Origin of the sequence: Collinsella sp. LCP19S3_B11 (assembly GCF_052121915.1) — a bacterium.
In the GTDB taxonomy this organism is placed as follows: Bacteria; Actinomycetota; Coriobacteriia; order Coriobacteriales; family Coriobacteriaceae; genus Collinsella.
Genome location: NZ_JBQKDI010000001.1, coordinates 1 through 22741, shown reverse-complemented (window position 1 = coordinate 22741; position 22741 = coordinate 1). Strand labels below are relative to the sequence as shown.

Sequence of the window (22741 nt, the reverse complement as noted above, 5' to 3'; positions counted from 1 at the left end):
CGCTACAATATGGTATCAGCTGCAGAAACCATAGAGGAGGAGTCTGCCCATGCCGGGTAAAAGCCTAGAGAACATGCACGTAGCGGTCTTGGCGGGCGGCCATTCCGCCGAGCGCGAGATTTCGCTCAATTCGGGAAAGAACGTCGTGGTGGCCCTAAAGGAGGCTGGCTACACTTCGGTGGAGCTGCTCGATACGGCTGCCGATGATTTTATGGTGACTATGGCAACTGGCGATTTTGACGTGGCGTTTATCGCCATGCACGGCGCCGGCGGCGAGGATGGCGCCATGCAGGGAGCCATGGAGACGCTGGGTATCCCCTATACGGCGTCGGGTGTGCTCGCCAGCGCGTGTGGCGCCGATAAAGAGGTTTCAAAGCTTCTGTATGCCAAGGCAGGCATCCCCATTGCCCCCGGTTTGGCGCTTGAGGCGGGCGACGAGGTCGATATCGATCGCATCGTTGAGATTTGCGGCGAGCGTTGCTTTGTAAAGCCCGCCGTCAACGGCTCCAGCTACGGTATCTCCCTGGTACACGAGCCCTCTGAGCTGCCTGCCGCCATCGCCAAGGCCTTTGAGTACGGCGATAAGGTGCTGGTCGAAAAGTGCATCGAGGGAACCGAGATTACCGTAGGCGTCTACGGCGAGGATGACGTGCGCGCCCTGCCGATCGTCGAGATTCGCAAGCCTGAGGACTGTGAGTTCTACGACCTGGATGTGAAGTACGTCGATCCCACGGATATCCACCGTATTCCGGCGCAGATTTCGCCCGAAAACTATGCTCGTGCCCAGGAACTAGCCTGTGCGGCCCACAAAGCCCTCGGCTGTCTGGGCATTTCGCGCAGCGATTTTATCGTGAGCGAGGACGGCCCCGTCATCCTCGAGACCAATACGATTCCCGGTATGACCGATACGTCGCTGTATCCGGACGAGATTCGTCATACCAAAGACATGACCTTCCCGCAGGTCTGTGACAGTCTGATTCGCATGGGTCTCCGTCGAGCGGGCATTGCATGCTAATCGAGGATGCTGTATCTCCTGGAACGCCGCAGTTTGTCATTGATTCCTATGCAACGCTTGCCGAGCGTGCCCGCACACAATCGTTTGGACTTATCGAGGAGGATGTTATCGTCCTCGATACCGAGACCACGGGTCTTTCGGTCCAGGACAACGAGCTTATCGAGATTTCCGCGGCCCGTCTTTCGGGCCGCGAGGTCGTTGACCGCTTTGACACGTTTGTGCATCCCAAGCAGCTGATCCCTGCCGAAATCACTGAGCTCACAAGCATCACAAACGCCGATGTGGCCGATGCCCCCTCGGCTGTAGAGGCCGTGGCTGCGCTCGCCGATTTTGTGGGAGGGTGCCCGGTTATCGCGCACAATGCCACGTTTGACCGATCATTCATCGAATCGGTCAAGGGCGGTGTCAACGTCAGCGACATCTGGATCGATTCGCTGGCGCTGTCCCGTATCGCGCTGCCGCGCCTGGCATCGCACAAGTTGTCCTTTATGGCCGATCTGTTTGGCTGCGACTCCGTGTCGCACCGTGCAAATGCCGATGTCGATGCCCTGTGTGGGGTGTGGCGCGTGCTGCTGGTTGCCCTTACGGACTTGCCGCAGGGCCTTATGGCGCGTCTGGCGGATATGCACGCGGATGTTCCTTGGTCCTATCGTCCCATTTTCTCGTTTTTGGCAGGTCAAAACCCCGGCTCGATTTTCTCGCTTGCCGCCGCCCGCGCCGACGTGCTCAAGGCCGATCGCGCCGATGATCGCGTGGATGCCGACGAGCTGCCGGTTCTTAACATGCCGAGTCGCGAAGAGATTGAGGCGGATTATGCCCCTGGTGGCCTAGTCAGCCGCATGTATCCCACATATGAGCCGCGCGACGAGCAGATTGCCATGGCGCTCGAGGTACGCGACGCGTTGGTTACGGATACGCATCGCGTGATAGAGGCCGGTACGGGCGTCGGTAAATCGATGGCGTATCTCGTGCCCTTTGCCGAGGCCGCCCGCCGAAACAACATTACCGTTGGCATTGCGACCAAATCGAATAATCTTGCCGATCAGCTTATGTACCACGAGCTGCCAAAACTCGCCGAACAGCTGGACGGAGGCTTGTCATTCTGTGCGCTCAAGGGATATGACCACTATCCGTGCCTGCGCAAACTCGAGCGCATGAGCCGAAGTCAGACCGAGATTACCACCAAGCGCGATCCTGCCGACACGCTCACAGCGGTTGCGGTGATCATGGCGTATGTGTGCCAATCTGCCGATGGTGACCTCGATTCGCTCGGCATTCGCTGGCGCAGCGTCAACCGTCCCGACTTTACGACGGCCTCGCGCGAATGCGCTCGCCGCCTGTGTCCGTTCTTCCCCGATAAATGCCTCGTCCACGGTGCCCGTCGTCGCGCGGCGCATGCCGATATCGTGGTCACAAATCATTCCCTGCTGTTTCGCAACGTTGCGGCCGAAGGGAGAATTTTGCCTCCCATCCGCCACTGGGTAATCGACGAGGCCCATTCCATCGAGCGCGAGGCGCGCCGCCAGTGGGCGCGCGTGGTCTCGGCAGACGAATCTCGCGTGCTATTTGAGCGCCTTGGCGGGTCGAGCTCCGGTGCATTGAGCCAGGTATCTCGTGATTTGGCGACATCCGAAGGCTCCACGCTTTATCTGGGGCTCACCGCGAAGGCGACGTCTACGGTCGCACGCGCGAGCATGGCACTCGCCGAGGTGTTTGACGGCGTGCGTGAGCTCGGCCGTCGCGCCCGCGGTGGCTATGACAGCGCAAATCTGTGGATTGGCCCCGAGTTGCGCGAGTCGGATGACTGGCATGACTTCTTGCAGTCTGCCAGCGCTGCTATCGATGCCCTGGAGCAGGCGGATAAAAATGTTGCCGCGCTGGTGCAGGCTGTCGCTGCCGATAAACCCGAGGTCGTCGTCGACCTGGGCGATATTTCGCGCCGTCTGCACGAGCTGGCCGAGAACCTCAAGCTCATCATTGACGGCACCGACGAGCATTATGCGTACTCGCTGCAGGTCAACCGCCGCCTACGTGCGGGCGGAGAATCCATGACCGCCGAGCGCATCGACATCGGCGAGGCCCTGGCGAACGAGTGGCTGCCCGAGGTGCATACGGCCATCTTTGCCTCGGCAACCATGACGGTGTCCAAGAGCTTTGAGCACTTTAACCATGCCGTAGGCCTCGATCGCATTGGCGCTTCGGCATCCTCGTCACTACATCTGGATTCGAGCTATGACTTCGATTCGAACATGGCCGTAGTCGTGGCGGGGGACATTCCCGACCCTCGCGACCGCGAGGGCTATCTATCCGCGCTCGAGCGCGTATTGGTCGATGCCCATCTTGCCATGGGCGGGTCGGTGCTCACGCTGTTCACCAATCGCCGCGATATGGAAGACCTGTATGCTCGGGTTGAGCCCAAGCTGGCGCGTGCCGGCCTGGAACTCAATTGCCAGCAGCGCAATTCGTCTCCCCGTCGCTTGCGCGATCGCTTTATCAACGAGTCGACCTCGTCGCTCTTTGCTCTCAAGGCTTTTTGGGAGGGCTTCGATGCCAGCGGCGAGACGCTGAGATGCGTCATTATCCCCAAGCTGCCATTCTCGAGCCCCACCGATCCTCTCTCGTGCGAGCGCAATCTGCGCGAGGACCGCGCCTGGGTACGCTACTCGCTGCCCGAGGCGGTTCTCGAGGTCAAGCAGGCGGCCGGTCGCCTGATTCGTTCATCGACCGATTGCGGCGTGTTGATTTTGGCCGACCCGCGTCTGGTGACGAAGGGTTACGGCAAGAAATTTCTGACATCGCTGCCTACGAGCTCGTATCAGCGCATCGAAACGGCGCAGATCGGCCACTATCTTCAGTTATGGCGCCAAGCGCACGAACGCCATCGCTAAGAACGGAAGGCCAGTGCCTCAGCGGCATCACATAGGCGCTTTGAAAGGGCGGGGTCGTCTGCGATGCGGATGGCTCCGCCCGCTGCGATAATCTGGCTAAACAGCCAGTTTTCGGAGCTATAGGAAACGGTCACGCTTGCCGTACCCTCCCCATCGGCTTTAATTGACCTGATACCTGCCCACCTCACGCGTTCTGCCATATCGAGCGGCATCAGGAGCTTAACGCTCTGGCTTGCCTGTGCAAGGGAATCGTGCAGGGACGTGGTTTCGGTCGTGTGACGCACGACGGAGTCTTCCGTCAGCAGAAGCTCCTCGATCTTGTCCATACGGTAGGAGCGCTGCCCGTCTGCCTCGACATCCCAGGCAATCAGGTACGTTTGGTCGCCGTTGGTCGTGATCTTTAGGGGGTCGATCAATCGCCTGCGTGGATGCTGGTCGTCCAGGGAGCGGTAGGTGACGAGGCATCGCACGCCATCCTGAATTGCACAGCAGAGTTGCTGCCAATAAGATCCGCGGGCGACGGTATCGTCAACGCGTTGGTTGTATCCGAGTTCCGCCGGAAGGAGTGCGCGCCGGATGCGCGCCGCCGCGCACTCTTCGATTCCGAGCGACTCCAATTCATGGTTGAGTACGGCGCCCTCGGCGGCACTCAGGCGAAGCGGCAGCACACGGCCCGCATCGCCGATGAGAACCACACGTTCATCGCGGCATTCGCAAATGATGCGCGCGCCCGATTCGCGGTCTGCGAGCGTCGAGATGATGCCGATGATCTCGTCGAGCGAAGCTCCGGAGATATCGAAGCGACTGCAGATTTCGTCTCGCGTCATGCCCGCCTCGCCGGCGGCATAGAGTGCCTCCATAATGTCAATGGAGCGCGAGAGCCTTTGTTCGCTGGTGAGCTTACGCACGGCCATGAGCGCTCACTGTCCTTTCGATGAGGCGGTTCCACGCCTGCTTGAGTTCGTTGGGCGCTACGGGCCTCATACCGTCAACACTGTGTTCCATGCAAAATGACGCCGCCGCATTCAGGTCGCGAACGTCAACGGTCCAGGTCCAGCCGTCTTTGGCGTGCTCGAGCCTTCCTCGCCCACGTGTGAGGCCGTGGACCATGTCGGATTGAGCCTGCGGAGCAAACGAGAAAGTTGCCGTGACGGGCTGGCAATCGGAGAAATCGAATTCAAAGAAGAGGTAATCGTTGAGATTGAAGTCTGCGGGAATGGCGTAGGCCCGCGATGGACGCCACGCACGAATGATGCGATCGCAGCGAAAGGTTCTGATTTTTCCGGTGGCGTCATCTAGGCCGCAAAAGTAGGCCGTTCCTTCGCGCTCGAACATGCCGTAGACGCAAACAGTGCGTTGTCGTTGCTCACCCCGTCCGTTTTGATACAAAAAACGCAGCGCGCATCGGTCGGCAAACGCGCTCCATACCGCATCGACCGTCGGCGAGTGAACAACGGGGGGCTCGGCCGTATTCGTCTCGCCGGCAAGATAGGCAATTTTGGAGCGTATGTCGGCGAGCGGGGTCGCAAAGGCCGAAGAGCCCGTGGTGAGGGTCTGATCGATAGCGTTTAGCAGAATGTCGGCATCGTCTGCGGTGATCAAGCCGCCCGCGGCAAACGTATGCTCACGGTCGATTGTCCAGGCGCTCTCCTCGGTCTCCTGGGCACCCGCGGCGCGAACTTCCTTGATCACAATGCCCCGCTCGAGCAGCTTGTCGCGGTCGCGGCGAAATTTTCGCTTATCCGAGTCGACGTTGCCCGATCCGTAGCCTAGGTCAGAATCCAGCACGATCTGCTCGGTAGTTAAGGGCTCGGGGGAACTGTTGAGGACAAAGAAAAGGTTGAGGATACGCTGGGCGGTTTTGTCGAAACCGGGTTCTGGCGCATTTGTTTTGTTTGTCGCGGTCATATCGCTTACCGTCATAGAATCCTCGCATGGGAAGGTTATTTGATGCCATGATTTTAATCCGATATGGAGATTAGGCTATATCCTTGTCCGCTCAGTGCGTTAAGATGCCCAGATTTCGGCCGATTGCGTTCGCACGGGGTATACTTTCGACTATATACGGTTCTAATGTGCAAGCATTGGGCCTATTTGTCGGATTATGGATGTGGAGCGCACATGGCGAACACCCAGAACTATATCAATCACCTGCTGCAGGGCACGGGCATCACGCCGGCGTGCAGCGAAGAAGAGCGTTTGGCTGCCGAGGATATCGCCCAGATCTTCCGCAATCATGGCTTTGATCCCGAAGTCCAGGAATTTAACGCTCCTGCACCCAGCAGGCTGGCATTTGCCGTCACAGGCATCCTGTCTTTTGCCGGCGCCCTGCTTATGGGTATTGGCGGCAGCATCGGCTTAATCGGTGTTCTGCTGGCCATCGCCGGTGCCGTGCTGTATGTACTCGAGCGTACCGGTCGCCCTGTTATCTCTCGCCTGGGCAAGACGGGCGTGAGTCAAAATGTCATTGCCTATCACAAGGCCACAGGTCCGCTTGCATCTCCGCGCAACCGTCCGGTGGTTGTTGTCGCCCATTACGATTCTCCGCGTGCCGAGCTCCTCGCTCGCGAACCGTACGCGCCGTATCGCGCGCTCATCGCCAAGATGCTGCCGGTCGCCACGATTGTCCCCGCTGCCGTCGCCATTCTGCGTATACTGCCGCTCCCCGGCGCTCTGAAGGTTCTTCTTTGGATCGTTGCGATCCTCGCCTCTCTTGTGGCGCTCGCCAACGCGGCCAATATCATTGCCAACCGTTTTGTTCTTCCCTATACGTCCGGTGCGGTCTGCAATAAGTCTTCTGTAGCCGCGATGCTCGGTGTCATGGATAACGTTGCCCCTTACCAGGGCGAAAACGAGTTCCCCAACGACATTCCGTTTGATGACTATTTTGGTGAGCAAAAGCGTCGTGCCGAGGAGATGGCGCGCGCGGCGGCTGAGTATGCCGCTGCCCAGCAGCAAAACGACTACGGCAACACGATCGAGTACGAAGAACCCTCCTACAACGAGGACGAGTTTGGCCAGCCGATCGCTCCCGAATCCGAGCAGGGCGAAGTTTTTGACGAACAGATCGATGGCTTTGAGGGTGCCTCAGCTGACGAAACCCTGATTGGTGTCATTGCTCCCGAGGCTCAGGCTGAAGCCGAGGTTGCTGCCGAGCCGGTCGCGGATGAGGATGCCGTCGAGTCGATTGGGGCGCCCGCTGTCGCCGAGCCGAGCGAGCCCGAGCCCAAGCTGTATCGCAATGCTGCCGGTAATATTCGCTTTGGTTCTGATGCCATTCGTGCCCTGGGGATGCTTCCCGAGTCGTGCACGCTTGATTACGAAGAGGGCGAGGAGCCGACGATCGATCCCGAGCCTGCTTCGGTTGAACCTGTCGCCGCGCCTGCCGACGAGCCCGTCGTCGATACCGAGCCCAAGACGGAACCCGAGCCCAGCCCTGAACCCGAGCCGGACGCCGCTGCGCCCGCCCCGGTGGTTCAGGATGTGTACGACGATTCCGCCAGCGATTACGATGAGTATCCGCAGCGCGTTTCCTATGAGAGCGATACCGATTTTTCGGCCGATCTACCGGTCGCGACGCCCCATGCCGATATAGCATCTGCGTTCTCTTCGATTGGAGCTAGCGCTTCAAGCTTCTTTAAGGGCGCGCTCGCTAAGGGTAAAAAACTTGTCGACGACCTTGAGGAAAAGCGTGCCGCTGCGCGCGAGGTGGCAGAGCAGGAGGCTATCGCCCACCAGCAGGCTGCCGAGGCCGAGCGTGAGCGTGCGGCGCGGGAATTTGAACAGCATGAGGCTGAGCAGCCTGCCGCGACGGAGGTCGCCGAGGCTACGACGTCCTTCGAGGCCCAGCAGCCAATCGACGCCACCGAAACGCTCGACGCCGCGAACTTCGATGCCACGATAACGTTCGAGAAGCAGGGTGCTGCCATCGCCGAGCCCCTTTCTGTTTCCGATGAGTCCCAGGATGCTGCAGATGAGATCGAGGCGCCCGAAGCCGAGCCGGCTGAGAGTGTCGATGCCGAGCAGGTTGAGAACGTTGACGCCGAGACGAACATCGCCGACGAGATTGAAGCCGACGCGACGGTCGTCGTTGAGCAAGAAGAGACCCCGGTGGTTTCTAACGCCGATGAGTCCAGGCCGTACTCTACGCAGATCTTTACCATGCCTGCCCCGAGCGATCCCGGCTCCACGGTTGCCAACCCCGCATCGGTGCAGGTCGAGACGGTTGATTCGCTCATGGCACAGATTTCGTCCAAGGCCGCACCGCGTCCGCAGATGAATATCCCCGATCCCGCTTCTGCTCCGGTGCCCACACCTTCTTCTTCGCCGCTTGCCTCGGTCCCCGATCCGTCGCTGCCCTCGATGCAGCAGGCCAACGTCGCATCCCGCACATCCCTCTTCGATCTCCCCGACCCCTCGGCTCAGGCCGACGATCCTTTCGCGACGGCTCAGGGGCCCGAGCCCACGTCGGCACCGGTTGCCCCCTCCATGCCCGTTTCTTCGGGCGCTCAGCCCATCGAAACCATCTCGGCTCCCGTCGCCAAGGAGGCAAAGCCTCAGAAGCGCGGTCTGGGCGGCTTGTTCGGACGCAAAAAGAAGAATGAGCAGAACAGCATGAGCGACTGGCTGGGCGTCGAGGATGACTACGATGCCAAGAAGTCTGGCCGCGGTATCGGCTCTTGGGATAACTTTGAGGACGATGATAACGGCTGGAAGGGCGGTGCCACCTCTTCTGACGGCGCTTCTGCCGAGGACATGCTTTCGGCTGTTGCCTCCATGGGTGATGACGAGCTGCTTGGTCACGATATCTGGTTTGTGGCAACGGGTGCCTCGGATTGTGACGGCGCCGGTATGAAGGCCTTCCTCGAAGCCCATCGCGATAAGCTGCGTGGTGTGTTCTTTATCAATCTTGAGTCCATTGGAGCCGGTAGGCTTTCGGTCGTGACGGTCGAAGGCGAGCAACAGTTGCTCAAGGGTGATCGCCGCATCATGAATCTGGTCAGCAAGGTGTGCAAGTCGTTCCACGTTGATTGTGGCGCGTTTGAGATGCCCTATGCCAAGACCGATGCCTATGCCGCGCTCGAGGCGAGCCGTCGCGCCCTCACAATTGCCGGTGTCGATGGCCCGCGTCTTGCCTGCGCGCGCACCGAAGACGATTTGCCGTACAACGTCAACCCGACGAACATCGCTACGGTGTCCGAGGTTGTCACCGAGGTCATCCGCCGTTCGTAGCGGACCTCTAAGGAGTTAGCGTGTTTTCATACATCAAACGCCATTGGCCCGTCTATGTGGTTCTGTTTTTGATCGCCATCGCCATGGGTCTGGGGGCCGCATATATCGTGGGCGCTAAGGGGTCGACGCCCAGGTCCACGATGAGCGAAGAGGTGGAGCAAGAGCAGAGTTTGGGTGCCGACGGCATTTCGGATGGCGATCTGGAACTTGTTGACGGCGGGTCTGCGTCTACGGAATAGCCTTTGGTTACATACGCCAGATAACGGGCGAGCCGGCATATCGGCTCGCCCGTTATTTCTACCTACTCCTCTTTTGATGCCGAGCTTAGCCAAGTGAGCCAAATTGCTGTGCCACCGGCGGTCAATAATGCGGTGAGAAAAGAGATGATGGGTGCATTGCCCGTATTTGGAAGATCCTGCGGAATGGCGCATTTTTGAACAACACGATCTTTATCGTGCGACTCGAGTTTTTCGCCTCCTCCGTTGCGGCAAAGGTCAACACGGGCACTGTTGGCGAGTGCGGTTTGGGGCGTATAAGATGAGGTTGCACACATCCGGATGATTGCTCCGTGTAAATCCGATTTGAGGGATGCCGTCGCGTCGTCAAGGTCGTCATGCTCGTCTTTAAGCCCATTGCGATTCCAAGAATCGTTGTCGCGCCGGGTCGTAAAGTCTGCGGAAACCGAGCCATACTCAAAGCGAATCCCCGTGATAACAGCGTCGTCCGAAAGCGTAAGGTCCTTTACTTCGAGGGTGGAAGACTCCGTGGTCGAGACATCGGCTTTCCAAAGACTCCAGCCATCGTAATCGACAATCCGCACATCCTCGCCCATCCGCTCTTTGACCTCGGCTGTCTCGAGCCACGGGTTGGTGTGTTCATCGTCAAGTGTGGCGTTGGCCTTTTCCTTTATGCCCAACTTGTCTACCGGTGACGTTCGATACCAAACATTGCAGAGCCCGTTTAAGTCGCCGACGGCGATCGGGGTTTTAATGGCGACAAGTTTGGCCGTGCCGTCTTTGGCACATTCGAGATCGTCGGTGACGGTGAACTCGTCGACCCAGGTGCTCGATTCGTTTTGAGCGTCGATGGTGTAGGAATAGGAGCCCTTTCTTTCGGGTTGCGTCGCCGCCCGGTTTTTACCGTCGCCGTTCGCCACTGTTCCCTTTGCGGTTGGCCGCGCGATTTCTTGTCGCTTGTCGACGCTCCCCTTAATCTCAATCGGTGCATCCGTCATGGTTACGGCCTGGATCTTCCCCGTATCCTCGACTTCAAAGGATACGTCTTCAGCGAGGTCATAGGAGCGCGGGGACATTGTTTCGCGTAGGGTATAAGAACCGGGTTCAAGGTGCTCCACGCGATGGGGATGCTCGGATGATATCCAAGAATCAATCTCTGTTCCATCGGCGTCGCATAAGACCAGTCGGGCGCCTTTAACTTCATGCTTGCCTGTCATATCGACTTTGGAGAAATCGACCTTGGTGTAATCATTAGGCAATTCGATCTGCGACTCGACCACAGGGACCTTCTGGTCGATATAAGCAAGCTCAACGATATGTGCTGTCCGATCAAGTAGATAGCCGTCGGGAGACTGGGTTTCAACGACTTCGTATCGTGCCGTTCCGCAACCCAGCGAAAGGTTGTCTACGCGAGCTTTACCCTGTTCATCAGTTGTGACGGCGGCAACGGCTTCACCGGCAAGGGCGGCAATGTGGCCATCGGGACAAACGATATCGTCGGCAGCGCGAATTTCAAACTTGGCACCAGATAGGGCACTGCCGTCTACTGCGTCAGCCTTCGCGATCTCGATGCTTCCGGTTGCCGCGCTGTTGAAATACGAGACGGCGGCGATAGGTGTGAGATCTGCATCGGCAGGAATCGTCACCTTCAGTTCGTCGCCCACAAGGTAGGGCGCTTTGGCTGCGACTTCTCGTACGTAATATGTGCCCGGCTTGAGCGATTCTGGCAACGTGACGGTGCCGGTCGCATTGGTGGTAAAGGTGTTCATAACGTTGTGCGTCGGATACCAGCATGTTTGAGAGATGGGTTCACGGTTGCTGTTGAGCAGCTGAAAACTAAAGCCGGCAAGGGGGACGGAAGCTCCCGTCTGGGCATCGCGTTTGATGATTTGGAGATGTGTCGAAAGGGTGTGATTGTCCACTATGTACTGAAGCTTGGCTCCGTCGGCGATTTGCTCGGGCGCGATGGTCCAATCCTCTGCCCGCTTGAAGCCTGTGGGAACAGTTTCCGGGACCTCGCGAACGGTATACCCCTCACGATCGTAGGGGATGGCGCCGTGGACGCCGTCCGGTCGTGTGCCCGCGCCAAACCAGGCCTTGGGCTGGTCTTTGGTGGATGCGAAGCCATAGATATTTGTCGTCAATGTGCCTACGACCTGCTTAGAGCTGTTGCTGACGATTTCAAAGACGACGCCTTCCGCTGGCTGTTCTAATCCCGATTGCTCGCCGTTCCCGTAATCCTTGAACTTGGAAATCTCGATGTCAAACGCAACATGAGTATTGGGGATGCGGCGTTCGAGCTCAACGACGCCCATGTCGTTTAGTTGATTGGGGCCGACCGTATAGGTCCAGCTGTCATGGGGGAGCAGGTAGCCCTCTGGTGCTTTCGATTCGTAGAGGGTAAAGGTTCCCAGGGGAATGCCGCTTAAGGTCGCCTGGCCATCGTCTTCGGTCGTGAAGGTGCGCGTCCACCCAGGGGTAGACTGCGAGACACAGGTAAATTCGGCTTTGGCGAGCGAGGTTCCCGCCTGCGCTCCGGCATTCGTGGCGGCATCGGTTTTGACGACACGCAGCGTGATAGAACCTGGCTGCTCGTTGATTGTGACATGTCCGCCGCTTTTTCCGGTGGTAAAGTCAATGCGATCGCGTCGGGACAGATAGCCTGTCGGCGCTTTGGTTTCGATTAGGTAATATGCCGTGTTGGGCAAAAGCGTTGCCCGTGCACGACCGTTGCCGTCCATTTTGATGCTGCCGACGTGTTTGTCCGTGTTTTTCTCAAAGATGTTAAACGTCGCCCCACCTAACTGATACGTATCGTTCCCGCTGGTAATGACAGTGTTTGCAGATCTTTTTTCAAAGGATGCGTTGATGGTGGGCAAAACGTAGAGCATATCCTGGTGACGGCCTTCGTTAGAGACGGGTCCGTGATAGCGTCTGGCGCGATGCGGGTCGGCCTTAATATTTCCGGCTTTTGCGTTGTCGTAGAGCCAGCGCGCCGCCGCGACAACCTCGGCGTCTTGATCGAACTTGCCGCTTTTGGCAACGCCGGCGTTGTTTGTATACGCAAAAGAGCCATCGGGGCGCGTGGTTCCTTTGAGCATCCACACGGCAATCTGGGTTGCGGCGCGGGCGCGTTCGGCCGTTAGGTTATGGCCGCCAAATGATGTGGCGGAAGGGTATCCATGGCAGATGACGGCGGCAAACTCGTTGTCGAGCCATGTCCAACCCTGATTGTAGGTCCGCCAGGGTCCTCCCGGGCTGCTGGGGCCGGGGCAGTCTTGGTTCATGCAGTAAGAAATTGAGGCGTCTTGTGCCTCGTACTTGCCAATGCCAAACGGTCCGCACATATCGCTGATGGTGCGGAAACTAAGCGTATCGTTTCCATCGACGGCGCAGGCGGTACCAGGCGTGGCGCAGGCTAGAAACAACAAGAGGAATAGGAGCAGCGGTGCTGTTGCGATTGCGCTGTGGACAGAGTGCGTGGGTGCATTGGACATGGCTGCTCCTTATCCTTTGTGCGCCGCGCTGGGAGATTGCGGCGCGTGGGATGAGATTAGCGCCGGGGGTCATACGGGTAAGTACCGCGAGCTGACCAAGAACTTGCCAAGTTCCCAACAAATGGAGACCGGTTTTTAGATAATCAAACAAAAAAGCAGGTAGAAGACGGTGTAAAACAGGTTACTCGAGTCCCTGTTTTCGCAATTCGAGCAACAAGAAGATGATTTTCCATGCGTAAAACAAGGGTTAGCGCCCTTGTATCAAACAAGACAACCGCGTTATACTATCCCCCACATATGCGGGCATCGCCAAGTGGTAAGGCATCAGCTTCCCAAGCTGACACTCGCGGGTTCGAGTCCCGTTGCCCGCTCCAGTTAAAAGTACAAGCACGGCACCATCACGGTGCCGTGCTTTTTTCAATAAAGCGCCGGGACTCGAACCCGACAGGGTGTGAACGTTAGGCAAATGGCAAAATGTTAGGTTAATACCTGCTGCCTATACTTGCACCTGCGCACGGTACAATGGTTGAGTTACGACCAACGTGCCAATAACCAAAAAGGAGCCGCTATGATCGATCGCTATACCCGCCCGGAGATGGGACACATCTTCTCCCTCGAGAACAAGTACGCCATTTGGCAGGAGATTGAGGTTCTGGCCTGCGAGGCCCAGGCGGAGCTCGGCAAGATCGGTATTTCTAAAGAAGAAGCTCAGTGGATTCGCGACCACGCCAACTTTGAGAAGGCGAAGGTCGACGAGATCGAAGAAGTCACGCGCCATGACGTCATTGCCTTCCTGACCAATATGAAGGAGTATATCGACGCCGATGTTCCCGAGGGCGAGCCTAAACCCAGCCGTTGGGTTCACTATGGCATGACCAGCTCTGACTTGGGCGATACGGCCCTGTGCTATCAGCTTACCCAGGCCTGCGACCTAATTATCGAGGACGTCAAGAAACTCGGCGAGATCTGCAAACGTCGCGCTTTCGAGGAGCGTAACACGCTCTGCGCCGGTCGCACTCACGGCATCCACGCCGAGCCTATGACCTTTGGTATGAAGTTTGGCTCTTGGGCCTGGGAGCTCAAGCGCGATCTGGATCGCCTTGAGGACGCTCGCAAGAACGTCGCCTTCGGTGCCATCTCGGGTGCCGTTGGCACCTACAGCTCCATCGAGCCGTTTGTCGAGGAGTATGTCTGCGAGCACCTGGGTTTGGTTCACGACCCGCTGTCCACGCAGGTTATCAGCCGCGACCATCATGCCTACCTCGCTGGCGTCCTCGCCACCACGGCTGCCACCTGCGAGCGCATCGCTACCGAGGTTCGCAATCTGCAGAAGACCGATACACTCGAGGCCGAGGAGCCGTTCCGCAAGGGTCAAAAGGGCAGCTCCGCCATGCCGCACAAGCGTAACCCCATCACCATGGAGAAGGTCTGTGGCCTGTCGCGCATCGTGAAGTCCAACGCCCAGGTCGCCTTCGACAACGTCGCCCTGTGGCATGAGCGTGACATTTCGCACTCTTCTGCCGAGCGCGTCGCCCAGGCCGATAGCTTTATCGCGCTTGACCACATGTTCCAGTGCCTTATCCGCGTTATCGATGGCCTCCAGCTGTATCCGGCTCGCATGATGGCCAACCTCAACAAGACCCGCGGTCTCATCTTCTCCTCCAAGGTTCTGTTGGCCCTCGTCGATACGGGCATTACCCGTGAGGACGCCTACGCAATCGTGCAGGAAAACGCCATGGCGACCTGGCATGAGGTGCAGGACTGCGTTTCCGGCCCCACCTTCAAGGAGCGCCTCGAGGCCGATCCGCGCTGCACCGTCAGCCAGGAGAAGCTCGACGAGATCTTTGATCCGTGGGACTTCCTCACCCGCATCGATACGGTCTTCGATCGTCTGGAGCAGCTGAGCTTCGAGTAGGTTCGGGCATAACGTTAGCTTTTTAGGGCGCTTTGCTGGTAATGTGTGTTGCCGGTAAAGCGCCTCGTTGCATTTATGGAAAGACGGGGATAATAGTCGTCTCGAATGACATTCTGAGAAGGAGATCGCATGATTTCGTTTGATTACAAGCCCCAGGGCGTGTGTACTCGCAATATTCACCTCAATCTTTCCGATGACGGCAGCAAGGTGCTGGGCGTTGAGTTTACCGGCGGCTGCAACGGCAACCTCAAGGCCATCTCTAAATTGGTCGAAGGTGTTTCTTCCGATCGTGTGATTGAGGTGTTGGCCGGCAATACGTGCGGCACGAAAAAGACCTCCTGTGCCGACCAACTTACGCGTGCCATCGAGGCCGCGCGTGCCGAGATTGCCTAATGAGTATTTTTGATCGCGTTAAGAATGGGGTAACGCGCCGAGGATTTGTGTTGGGTGGTGCTGCCGCGAGTGCTGCCACGCTGCTTGCGGGGTGCTCGAAAAAAACGGGCACCAGCGATGATGCTGCCGGTGAGCCGCAGGTTATCAAAGATGATTCCAAGATCATCTCGATTACCGAAGAGTATGAGGCCGTCGACATTGATCTTAAACCAACGGCGTCGTGGACGTTGCCATTGGGGACGCTGCTGTACTACTGCGATGGCGGTTACGCTGCGGCGATGATGGCGCCCGCATCTGCGCTGCATGCCAACACGCTTGGCGTGTTCAACATGGGGGACGGCTCACTCACCACGTTGATCGACGATCCTGTCGAGGGTTCCGGTTATGCGTTTTACGACGTTCGCGCCACCGATAGCGTGTTTGCGTGGGTTGAGATGAACTACGCGAATTCGTCGTGGAAGCTCTATGCGCAAACCCTGTCGGGCGCGGCGCTTACTGGTAATGCCGTTGAGCTTGATCGCGGCGGTGAGGACTACGACCCTCCGCTGTTTACCGCCTTTGACTCGTCGGTCATCTGGTACAAGATGCCTTCGACCGGTGGCAATAAGACCGGCAGCGATTCATATTGCTACCGCCGTTCGCTCGATGAATCTAAAGCGGAGGCAATCTGGAAGTCGACAGGCCGCTTTGCGTCTGCACCGCGCGTGAGCGATGGCATCCTGACTATCTCACCCCGCGTGCGCAATGACGAGGGCGTCTACTACGGCATGACGGCGATCGACCTGACGGACGGCAACAATACCAAGAGGGCCCAGCTGGTCCTTCCTTCGTCGGTGTCACCTTTCGAGGCCGTATATATGGGCGATACGTTTGTGTTCTCCATTGAGGCGACCTATGCCGGCGTGGGCGGCCTGGGCAATATGGGTACCTACATTGGTAACGAGGGCGGCCCGTATCAATTTCTATCGCGCGAACCGCTTGCGTGCGCCGCCGGCAGGAAGGGCAAATATCTGGTTAAGGTTCAGGCATCGCATTTTCTGATCGATACCTCCGCTAAAACCTATGGTTCGCTGCTGTCGCCCGACCGCGCTCTCGAATATGGCGACTATCCAGCTACGGCGGGAAAATCGAATACGTTTTTAACCTATGCCACGGTGCGTAATAGCCAAGGAATTCCCGAGACGGTTACCGCTCGCCTGTTCTCTCTTTAGCGCCGAGGGGTTAAAAAGGCGCCAACGGGGGAATAAGCCCATTGTAACCGTGAGTACCGCCCGCCGAGCTGTCGCGCCCATGCGATGCCCGGTGGGCTCAGGTGCGTTAAAATGGGCTTGTTCTTAGCTAATTGAGACAGGGGGGCCGTGTTATGGCTTCAGATGCAAAAAAGATTCTGCTGGTCGAGGACGAGAAGGCGATCCGTGACGCTGTCGCTGCCTATCTCGAGCGCGAGGGCTACTGGGTTGTTGGCGTTGGCGATGGCCAGTCTGCGATCGAGGAGTTCGAGAAGCACCAGTTCGACCTGGTTGTGCTCGACCTTATGCTCCCCAAGATCCCCGGCGAGCGCGTTTGCCGCACTATCCGCGATACCTCGGATGTGCCCATCATCATGCTTACCGCCAAGGGCGAGATCGAGGATCGCATCATCGGCCTCGAGCTTGGTGCCGACGACTACCTGATCAAGCCGTTCTCGCCGCGCGAGCTCGTCGCCCGCGTTCGCGCCCTGTTCCGTCGTGCTCACCAGGCAGACGAGCCCGCCGTTGAGGTACTCGACTTTGGCGATCTGGTCATCGATATCTCGGGCCACAAGATCTTGGTCGAGGGCAAGGAAGTTGATTTGACCGCTTCCGAGTTTAAGCTGCTTACCACGCTTGCTCGCCATCCCGGTCGCGTCTATAACCGTATGGAACTGGTCGAGAAGGTGCTCGGCTACGACTTTGAGGGCTACGAGCGCACCATCGACAGCCACGTGAAGAACCTTCGCGCCAAGCTGGGCGACGACCCCAAGAAGCCTAAGTGGCTCTATACCGTTCACGGCGTCGGTTATCGCTTCGAGGCTCCGGCCAAGACCGATAAGTCGGACGAGAAATAGGTAAATCACATATGACACCTGCGCGCTTTGAAATCGGACAAAAGCACAAGCAGGAGAACGAGGCGGGTTCCAAGGCAAGTTGGAACACGCCTCGTTCCGATTCACGGCCGGCGATGAGCTATCCCTCGCGTATGGCTTTGGCTTTTGCCCTGACATCGCTCATGACGGTATTGGTGCTGGTGGGCGTTGTCTCCGTTGTGTGGGGTACCGTCTTTTCGGATTACACGCGCTCCAATATCGTCGAGATCGCCAATTCTGCTGCCGAAAAGCTTGCGACGTCGTATGAGGAAAACGGCAATTGGACTGCGGGCGAGCTGCGCACGGTCGCGACATCGAGCTTGGTGTCCGACGACCTGGGTATGCAGGTCGTCAACAAAAAGGGCGTTGTCGTTTATGACGACTCATGGCCTTCGGCAAGTGCGACCGCCGATGTGCGCGAGAGCGAATTGCCGTCGAGCAGCTCGAGCGGTAAAAAGGCCTCGCATAGCCCGGTCTCGTCAGCGCCCACCGACTCCGATAGCGTTGCCAACGTCGAAATCGTTACGTCCTCTGGCGAGCATGTCGGACAGGTAAAGCTATGGGCTATCGGCTCCGACGCTCTGCTCACTAAGGCAGATTCTGCGTTTAGGGAGAAGACCTTTAACGCCATGGCTCTTGCCGCGGTTGTTGCAATCTGCATCTCGGTCGTTATCGGATCGCTCGTGTCGCGCATGCTTACCAAGCCGATTCATCGTATTACGAGCACAGCCAAGCAAATTCGCGACGGCGATCTGTCTGCTCGTACGGGCTTGCGCGGCGATGACGAAATCGACCAGCTGGGTGAGACCTTTGACGAGATGGCCACCTCGCTCGAGAAAGATATGAAGCACGAAAAGCGCCTGACCTCGGATGTCGCACACGAGCTTCGTACACCGCTCATGGCCATGCTTGCAACGGTCGAGGCCATGCAAGATGGCGTGTATCCCACCGACGACGAGCATCTGGAGACGGTCGCTTCCGAGACGCGTCGCCTGGCTCGTTTGGTGCAGCAGATGCTCGACCTATCGCGTATGGAAAACAGCACGGCTCCGCTCAATCTCGAACCGGTGGACATGGTTCCGTTCGTGCGATCGATTGTGAACGGCCAGGAGCGTCTGTTTGCCGACCGTGACCTTCGCCTTCGCTTTGCAGATGAAACCCAGGGGCACGACGATGTCGTCGAGGCCGATCCCGACATGATCACGCAATGCGTCATCAACCTCATGAGCAACGCCATGCGCTACACCCCCGAGGGCGGTTGGGTCGTAGTGTCGGTGCTCAGTGACCGCAAGCATGTCAGTATTGCCGTTTCGGATACCGGTATCGGTATTGCCAAGGACGATCTGTCGCGTATCTTCGGACGATTTTGGCGCGCCGATGCCAGCCGCGCCCGCGAAGCTGGCGGCCTGGGCGTCGGCCTCGCCGTAACTAAACAGATCGTCGAGCGTCACCATGGCTACATATCCGTGGAGTCGGAGCTTGGAAAGGGTACGACTTTTACGATTCATCTGCCCCGCGAGCACACGGCGGACGCGGCATCTACTACAATGGAGCACTAGCTTTTCGCTATTCGGTGAAGGAGGGGCCGCGTCCCTGCCGCTCCGAGTTTGCGAAAACGTGCGGGAAAGAACCCGCATTTCTATCGTATTTAGGTAAGGAGTGACTCACGTGACAACGATGGAGCGTCGTCCGGATTCCCGTGGCAAGGTTCGTGATATCTACGATGCCGGCGAAAACCTGTTGATGGTCGCCACCGATCGCATTTCTGCGTTCGACTTTATTCTTCCCGACGAAATTCCGTTTAAGGGAGAGGTGCTCAACCGTATCTCGGCGTTCTGGTTCGACAAGTTTGCCGATATCGTCCCCAATCACCTCGTCTCCATCGATCCGGCGGATTTCCCCAAGGAGTTTGCCGAGTATCGTGACTATCTCGCAGGCCGCGCCATGCTGGTTAAGAAGGCCCAGACGATTCCTATCGAGTGCATCGTCCGCGGCTATCTGACCGGTTCGGGCAAGAAGACCTACGACGAGAACGGCACCGTCTGCGGCATCCAGCTGCCTGAGGGCCTGACCGAGGCCTCCAAGCTCCCCGAGCCGCTGTTCACCCCGTCCACGAAGGCCGAGATCGGTGATCACGACGAGAATATCTCGTTTGAGCGTTGCTGCGAGATCGTTGGCGAGGACATCGCCACGCAGATCCGAGATCTGTCTCTTAAGATCTACAAAGCTGCCGCCGAGTATGCAGCGACCCGTGGCATCATCATTGCCGACACCAAGTTTGAGTTTGGTGTCATCGATGGCAAGGTCACGCTGATCGACGAGTGCCTCACGCCCGACTCCAGCCGTTTCTGGCCTGCCGCCAGCTACGAGGAGGGTAAGATTCAGCCTAGCTACGACAAGCAATTCGTCCGCAATTGGCTCAAGGCCAACTGGGATATGACGGGGGAGACCCCGCATCTGCCCGCCGAGGTCATCGATGGCACGTCCGAGCGCTATCGCGAGGCCTTCCAGATCATCACGGGCTCCCAGTTTACAAGCATGAAGGAGAACGCGTAAGTGAGTACCCGCAGCGCCACGAACAAGCGCACGCAATCCCACGAGGTTACCGGGGTTGCGCGCAAGTCCGCCGCATCCGCCAAGCCAGCTCGTCAGGCAGCGAGTTCTGTTCGCGTCGTGCCGGCATCATCCAAGGCACGCCGCAAGGAGCTCGAGAAGGGCGAGAGCCTTGAGGGCCTCTCTAAAGAGGAGAAGCGCGCCCGCAAGGCTAAGCGGCGCGCCAAGGAGGACCGCATCTACACGGTGTCGAGTATCCTTCTCAAGCAGGATGAGGACTACACCAAGCGCCGCCGCATCTGGTGGGCCGTGCTTACTATCGGCATGGTGCTCGTCGTGGCCATTTGGTCTTCGCTGTACTTCGCTCCCGCTGGCATGGTGTCCAGCCCCGTCCAGATGGCCGGCATTGTTTTGTCCTACATTGTCATTCTGGGTGACTTCATCTACGACTTCGTGCGCATCCGTCCCTTGCGTAATATGTATCGCGCGCAGGCCGAGGGCATGTCCGATAACAAGCTCAACGCTATCATCGAGCGCTCGGCTGCCAAAGAGGACAAGAAGGCCTCCAAGAAGAAGTAGTAGCGTTACAACCTATAGATATCGCTAAGATATAAGGCGCGTCGTTTTTTGCGGCGCGCCTTTTTACTGTCCTGTAGATAGATGGAGTGGCACATGATTCGAGCTGCCCTGACGGTCGAAGAGGCTCTGGAGGGTATGAAGTCCCTGGAGCCCAAGATTAGAAATTATGCGCGTCTCGTTGTCCGCAAGGGCGTCAACGTTAAGCCCGGTCAGGAGGTCGTCGTTCAGTCTCCCGTCGAGTGCGCGTCATTTGCGCGCGTGGTGGTTGCGGAGGCTTATGACGCCGGTGCCGGTCACGTGACGGTCATCTGGGCTGACGATGCCGTGACGAGGCTTACCTACGAGCATGTCGAGAAAAGCTATTTTGAGCAGACTCCCGAGTGGAAGCGCATGCAGCTGGATTCGTTGGCTCAGGACGGAGCCTGCTTTATCTTTATTGAGGGCACGGACCCTGCTGCCCTCAAGGGCATCGATCCCGCTAAGCCTGCCGCAGCTTCTAAGGCGAGGAACATGCAGTGTAAGGTCTTCCGCCGTGGACTGGACTACAACATTAACCCGTGGTGCATCGCCGGCGCTCCGGTCGCTGCTTGGGCGCGCGAGGTATTCCCGGGAGACGCCGATGAGGTTGCAGTCTATAAGCTGTGGAATGCGATTCTGCACACCGCTCGTGCTGATGGCCAGGACCCGGAGAGCGACTGGGAGCTCCATGACGCCACATTCGAAAAAAACCTGCGCTTCCTAAACGATAATCAATTTGATTGCCTGCACTACACCGCTTCGAATGGAACTGATCTGACGATTGGAATGACGAAAGGCCATGAGTGGGCCGGCGGCAAGGGAAAAACTCCCGACGGTCACCCTTTCTTCCCCAACATTCCCACCGAGGAGGTCTTCACCTCGCCCGATCGTATGCGCGCCGACGGCATCGTGTACTCGGCTATGCCGCTCATTCACCACGGCAATAAGGTTGACGATTTTTGGATTAAGTTCGAGAACGGCCGCGTAGTGGACTATGACGCTCGCGTGGGTAAGGCAACGCTTGCGAGCATTATTGAAACCGATGAAGGTGCTGCTCATCTGGGCGAGGTCGCGCTTATTTCCAAGAACACACCGATTCGTGAAAGCGGCATTCTATTCTACGACACACTCTATGACGAGAACGCCAGCTGTCACCTTGCGTTGGGTGTCGGTTTTCCCGAGTGCATCGAAAGCGGGTATGACATGTCCAAAGAGGAACTTCTGGAGCATGGCGTCAACGTTTCGAGCACGCACGTTGACTTTATGATTGGCACGGACGACATCGATATTACGGGCATTACACCTGATGGACGTGAAATTGTGATTTTCCAGAACGGCCAATGGAGTTGGGAATAGTCTCAGACCGTGGTACAATGCCATCCGCGGGCCGTTAGCTCAGCTGGCAGAGCAGGGGACTTTTAATCCCAAGGTCCAGGGTTCGAACCCCTGACGGCCCACCATAGAATAGAAAAGCGACTGGCGGATGCCGGCCGCTTTTTTTGTTGCCGGTGCACGGGTTCGAACCCGAAAGGGCGCGGAGCTGAGGAAACGCGTGAGCGTTTGCCAGCGCAGCGCGCGAGGCGCGGAGGCGCCGAAGCGGCCGCCCGCGCAGCGGGCCCGAACCCCTGACGGCCCACCATAGAATAGAAAAGCGACTGGCGGATGCCGGCCGCTTTTTTGTTGCCGGTGCACGGGTTCGAACCCGATCTTCTCTATATATAAGGACGCCTGGCGGCCAAAACCAGCCTTTTACCGACAGGAAACCAAAACCAGATGCCGTTAGAGTAAAGTAGCGCACCAGAGATGACCGATACCTCAACACCTATAAACCAGCTGGTCATCGCCAATACCGGAAGCCGATGCTTCAGATATGACTTCAGTGGAACAGCTGAAGGATCAATTTATTTGTGAACAAAATATGGAGTGCGGGATTCCCGCCCCGCGGGCCCCTCCGGTCTGGCAGTATATCTCCTTGCCGCGCGGCCCGGTCGGACCGGATGAGACGCGCAGGCGTGCACCTTGAGAACCGGATACTGCGAGGATGGACACACCAGATGTGTCGCATCCGGGCAGACATCGAACCATTTGAAATGGTCTGACTTGGATTCGTTTTTCGCAAGGCCGCCGAGAGGCGGCCCCGAGAAATTCCTTTTCCTATCAAACAGAACCATATGAATCGAACGGAACCGATCAGCGATGAACTGAGAGGACCGGACGGGCTCGAGGCCCAAGCATATTTGGACGGAGAGTTCGATCCTGGCTCAGGATGAACGCTGGCGGCGCGCCTAACACATGCAAGTCGAACGGCACC

Annotated in this window: 15 protein-coding genes, 2 tRNA genes and 1 rRNA gene; 15 read left to right on the top strand and 3 right to left on the bottom strand. The window is 57.9% G+C overall.

From position 1 onward, the window contains the following. Nucleotides 1–49 precede the first annotated feature (49 nt). Nucleotides 50–1015, top strand: a complete 966-nt coding sequence (locus ACTQV4_RS00090) for a D-alanine--D-alanine ligase family protein (protein ID WP_427748142.1) — start codon at nucleotides 50–52, stop codon at nucleotides 1013–1015. Further along, complete coding sequence (locus ACTQV4_RS00085) at nucleotides 1009–3903, top strand: helicase C-terminal domain-containing protein (RefSeq protein WP_441568946.1); 2895 nt, start codon at nucleotides 1009–1011, stop codon at nucleotides 3901–3903. The genes ACTQV4_RS00090 and ACTQV4_RS00085 overlap by 7 nt, the downstream gene beginning before the upstream one ends. Here the strand turns inward: ACTQV4_RS00085 and ACTQV4_RS00080 are convergent. Together ACTQV4_RS00080 and ACTQV4_RS00075 are read right to left on the bottom strand one after the other, a co-directional pair. Beyond that, entirely contained in the window at nucleotides 3900–4817 is a 918-nt protein-coding gene (locus tag ACTQV4_RS00080; RefSeq protein ID WP_441017036.1) for a helix-turn-helix transcriptional regulator, read from the bottom strand. The two genes, ACTQV4_RS00085 and ACTQV4_RS00080, sit on opposite strands and share 4 nt — an antisense overlap. Beyond that, a complete protein-coding gene (locus ACTQV4_RS00075) occupies nucleotides 4804–5811 on the bottom strand; it encodes a helix-turn-helix transcriptional regulator (protein ID WP_441568943.1) in 1008 nt (335 codons plus the stop codon). Before ACTQV4_RS00075 ends, ACTQV4_RS00080 begins: the two co-directional genes overlap by 14 nt. Before the next feature lie 213 nt (nucleotides 5812–6024). Here ACTQV4_RS00075 and ACTQV4_RS00070 point away from each other — a divergent pair, with 213 nt between their 5' ends. Both ACTQV4_RS00070 and ACTQV4_RS00065 read left to right on the top strand, forming a co-directional pair. Further along, complete coding sequence (locus ACTQV4_RS00070) at nucleotides 6025–9135, top strand: hypothetical protein (RefSeq protein WP_441568941.1); 3111 nt, start codon at nucleotides 6025–6027, stop codon at nucleotides 9133–9135. A 20-nt stretch (nucleotides 9136–9155) separates the two neighbouring features. Next, nucleotides 9156–9374, top strand: a complete 219-nt coding sequence (locus ACTQV4_RS00065; protein WP_427729007.1) for a hypothetical protein — start codon at nucleotides 9156–9158, stop codon at nucleotides 9372–9374. Between the two features lie 62 nt (nucleotides 9375–9436). Here ACTQV4_RS00065 and ACTQV4_RS00060 read toward each other — a convergent pair whose 3' ends face one another. Next, the gene (locus ACTQV4_RS00060; RefSeq protein WP_441568939.1) at nucleotides 9437–12868 is read right to left on the bottom strand and encodes a SpaA isopeptide-forming pilin-related protein; all 3432 of its coding nucleotides are present in this window, start codon (nucleotides 12866–12868) and stop codon (nucleotides 9437–9439) included. Nucleotides 12869–13167: 299 nt separating this feature from the next. On the opposite strand from ACTQV4_RS00060, the gene ACTQV4_RS00055 reads away from it, so the two are divergent. The 11 genes from ACTQV4_RS00055 to ACTQV4_RS00005 all read left to right on the top strand — a co-directional run. Further along, a tRNA-Gly gene (locus ACTQV4_RS00055) sits at nucleotides 13168–13242 on the top strand. 194 nt (nucleotides 13243–13436) lie between these two features. After that, nucleotides 13437–14783 carry an adenylosuccinate lyase gene (gene purB, locus ACTQV4_RS00050; RefSeq protein ID WP_427729011.1) on the top strand — a complete coding sequence of 449 codons (1347 nt, stop codon included), beginning with the start codon at nucleotides 13437–13439 and terminating at the stop codon, nucleotides 14781–14783. A gap of 129 nt (nucleotides 14784–14912) precedes the next feature. Then, entirely contained in the window at nucleotides 14913–15176 is a 264-nt protein-coding gene (locus tag ACTQV4_RS00045; protein WP_427717875.1) for a TIGR03905 family TSCPD domain-containing protein, read from the top strand. Continuing rightward, nucleotides 15176–16387, top strand: coding sequence for a hypothetical protein (locus ACTQV4_RS00040; protein WP_441568937.1), 1212 nt, complete (start codon nucleotides 15176–15178; stop codon nucleotides 16385–16387). Before ACTQV4_RS00045 ends, ACTQV4_RS00040 begins: the two co-directional genes overlap by 1 nt. A 152-nt stretch (nucleotides 16388–16539) precedes the next feature. Then, nucleotides 16540–17262 (top strand): response regulator transcription factor, encoded by a 723-nt coding sequence (locus ACTQV4_RS00035; RefSeq protein ID WP_006236208.1) that lies wholly within the window; start codon nucleotides 16540–16542, stop codon nucleotides 17260–17262. A gap of 11 nt (nucleotides 17263–17273) precedes the next feature. Next, nucleotides 17274–18839 (top strand): sensor histidine kinase, encoded by a 1566-nt coding sequence (locus ACTQV4_RS00030; RefSeq protein ID WP_154516828.1) that lies wholly within the window; start codon nucleotides 17274–17276, stop codon nucleotides 18837–18839. A 118-nt stretch (nucleotides 18840–18957) separates the two neighbouring features. After that, a complete protein-coding gene (locus ACTQV4_RS00025) occupies nucleotides 18958–19836 on the top strand; it encodes a phosphoribosylaminoimidazolesuccinocarboxamide synthase (RefSeq protein ID WP_154516897.1) in 879 nt (292 codons plus the stop codon). Beyond that, on the top strand, nucleotides 19837–20412 hold the full coding sequence (locus tag ACTQV4_RS00020; protein ID WP_427717870.1) for a hypothetical protein: 576 nt from the start codon (nucleotides 19837–19839) through the stop codon (nucleotides 20410–20412). 93 nt (nucleotides 20413–20505) lie between these two features. Then, a complete protein-coding gene (locus ACTQV4_RS00015; RefSeq protein ID WP_441563776.1) occupies nucleotides 20506–21786 on the top strand; it encodes an aminopeptidase in 1281 nt (426 codons plus the stop codon). Nucleotides 21787–21814: 28 nt separating this feature from the next. Continuing rightward, nucleotides 21815–21890, top strand: a tRNA-Lys gene (locus ACTQV4_RS00010). Nucleotides 21891–22668: 778 nt separating this feature from the next. After that, a 16S ribosomal RNA gene (locus ACTQV4_RS00005) occupies nucleotides 22669–22741 on the top strand; the annotation flags it as partial.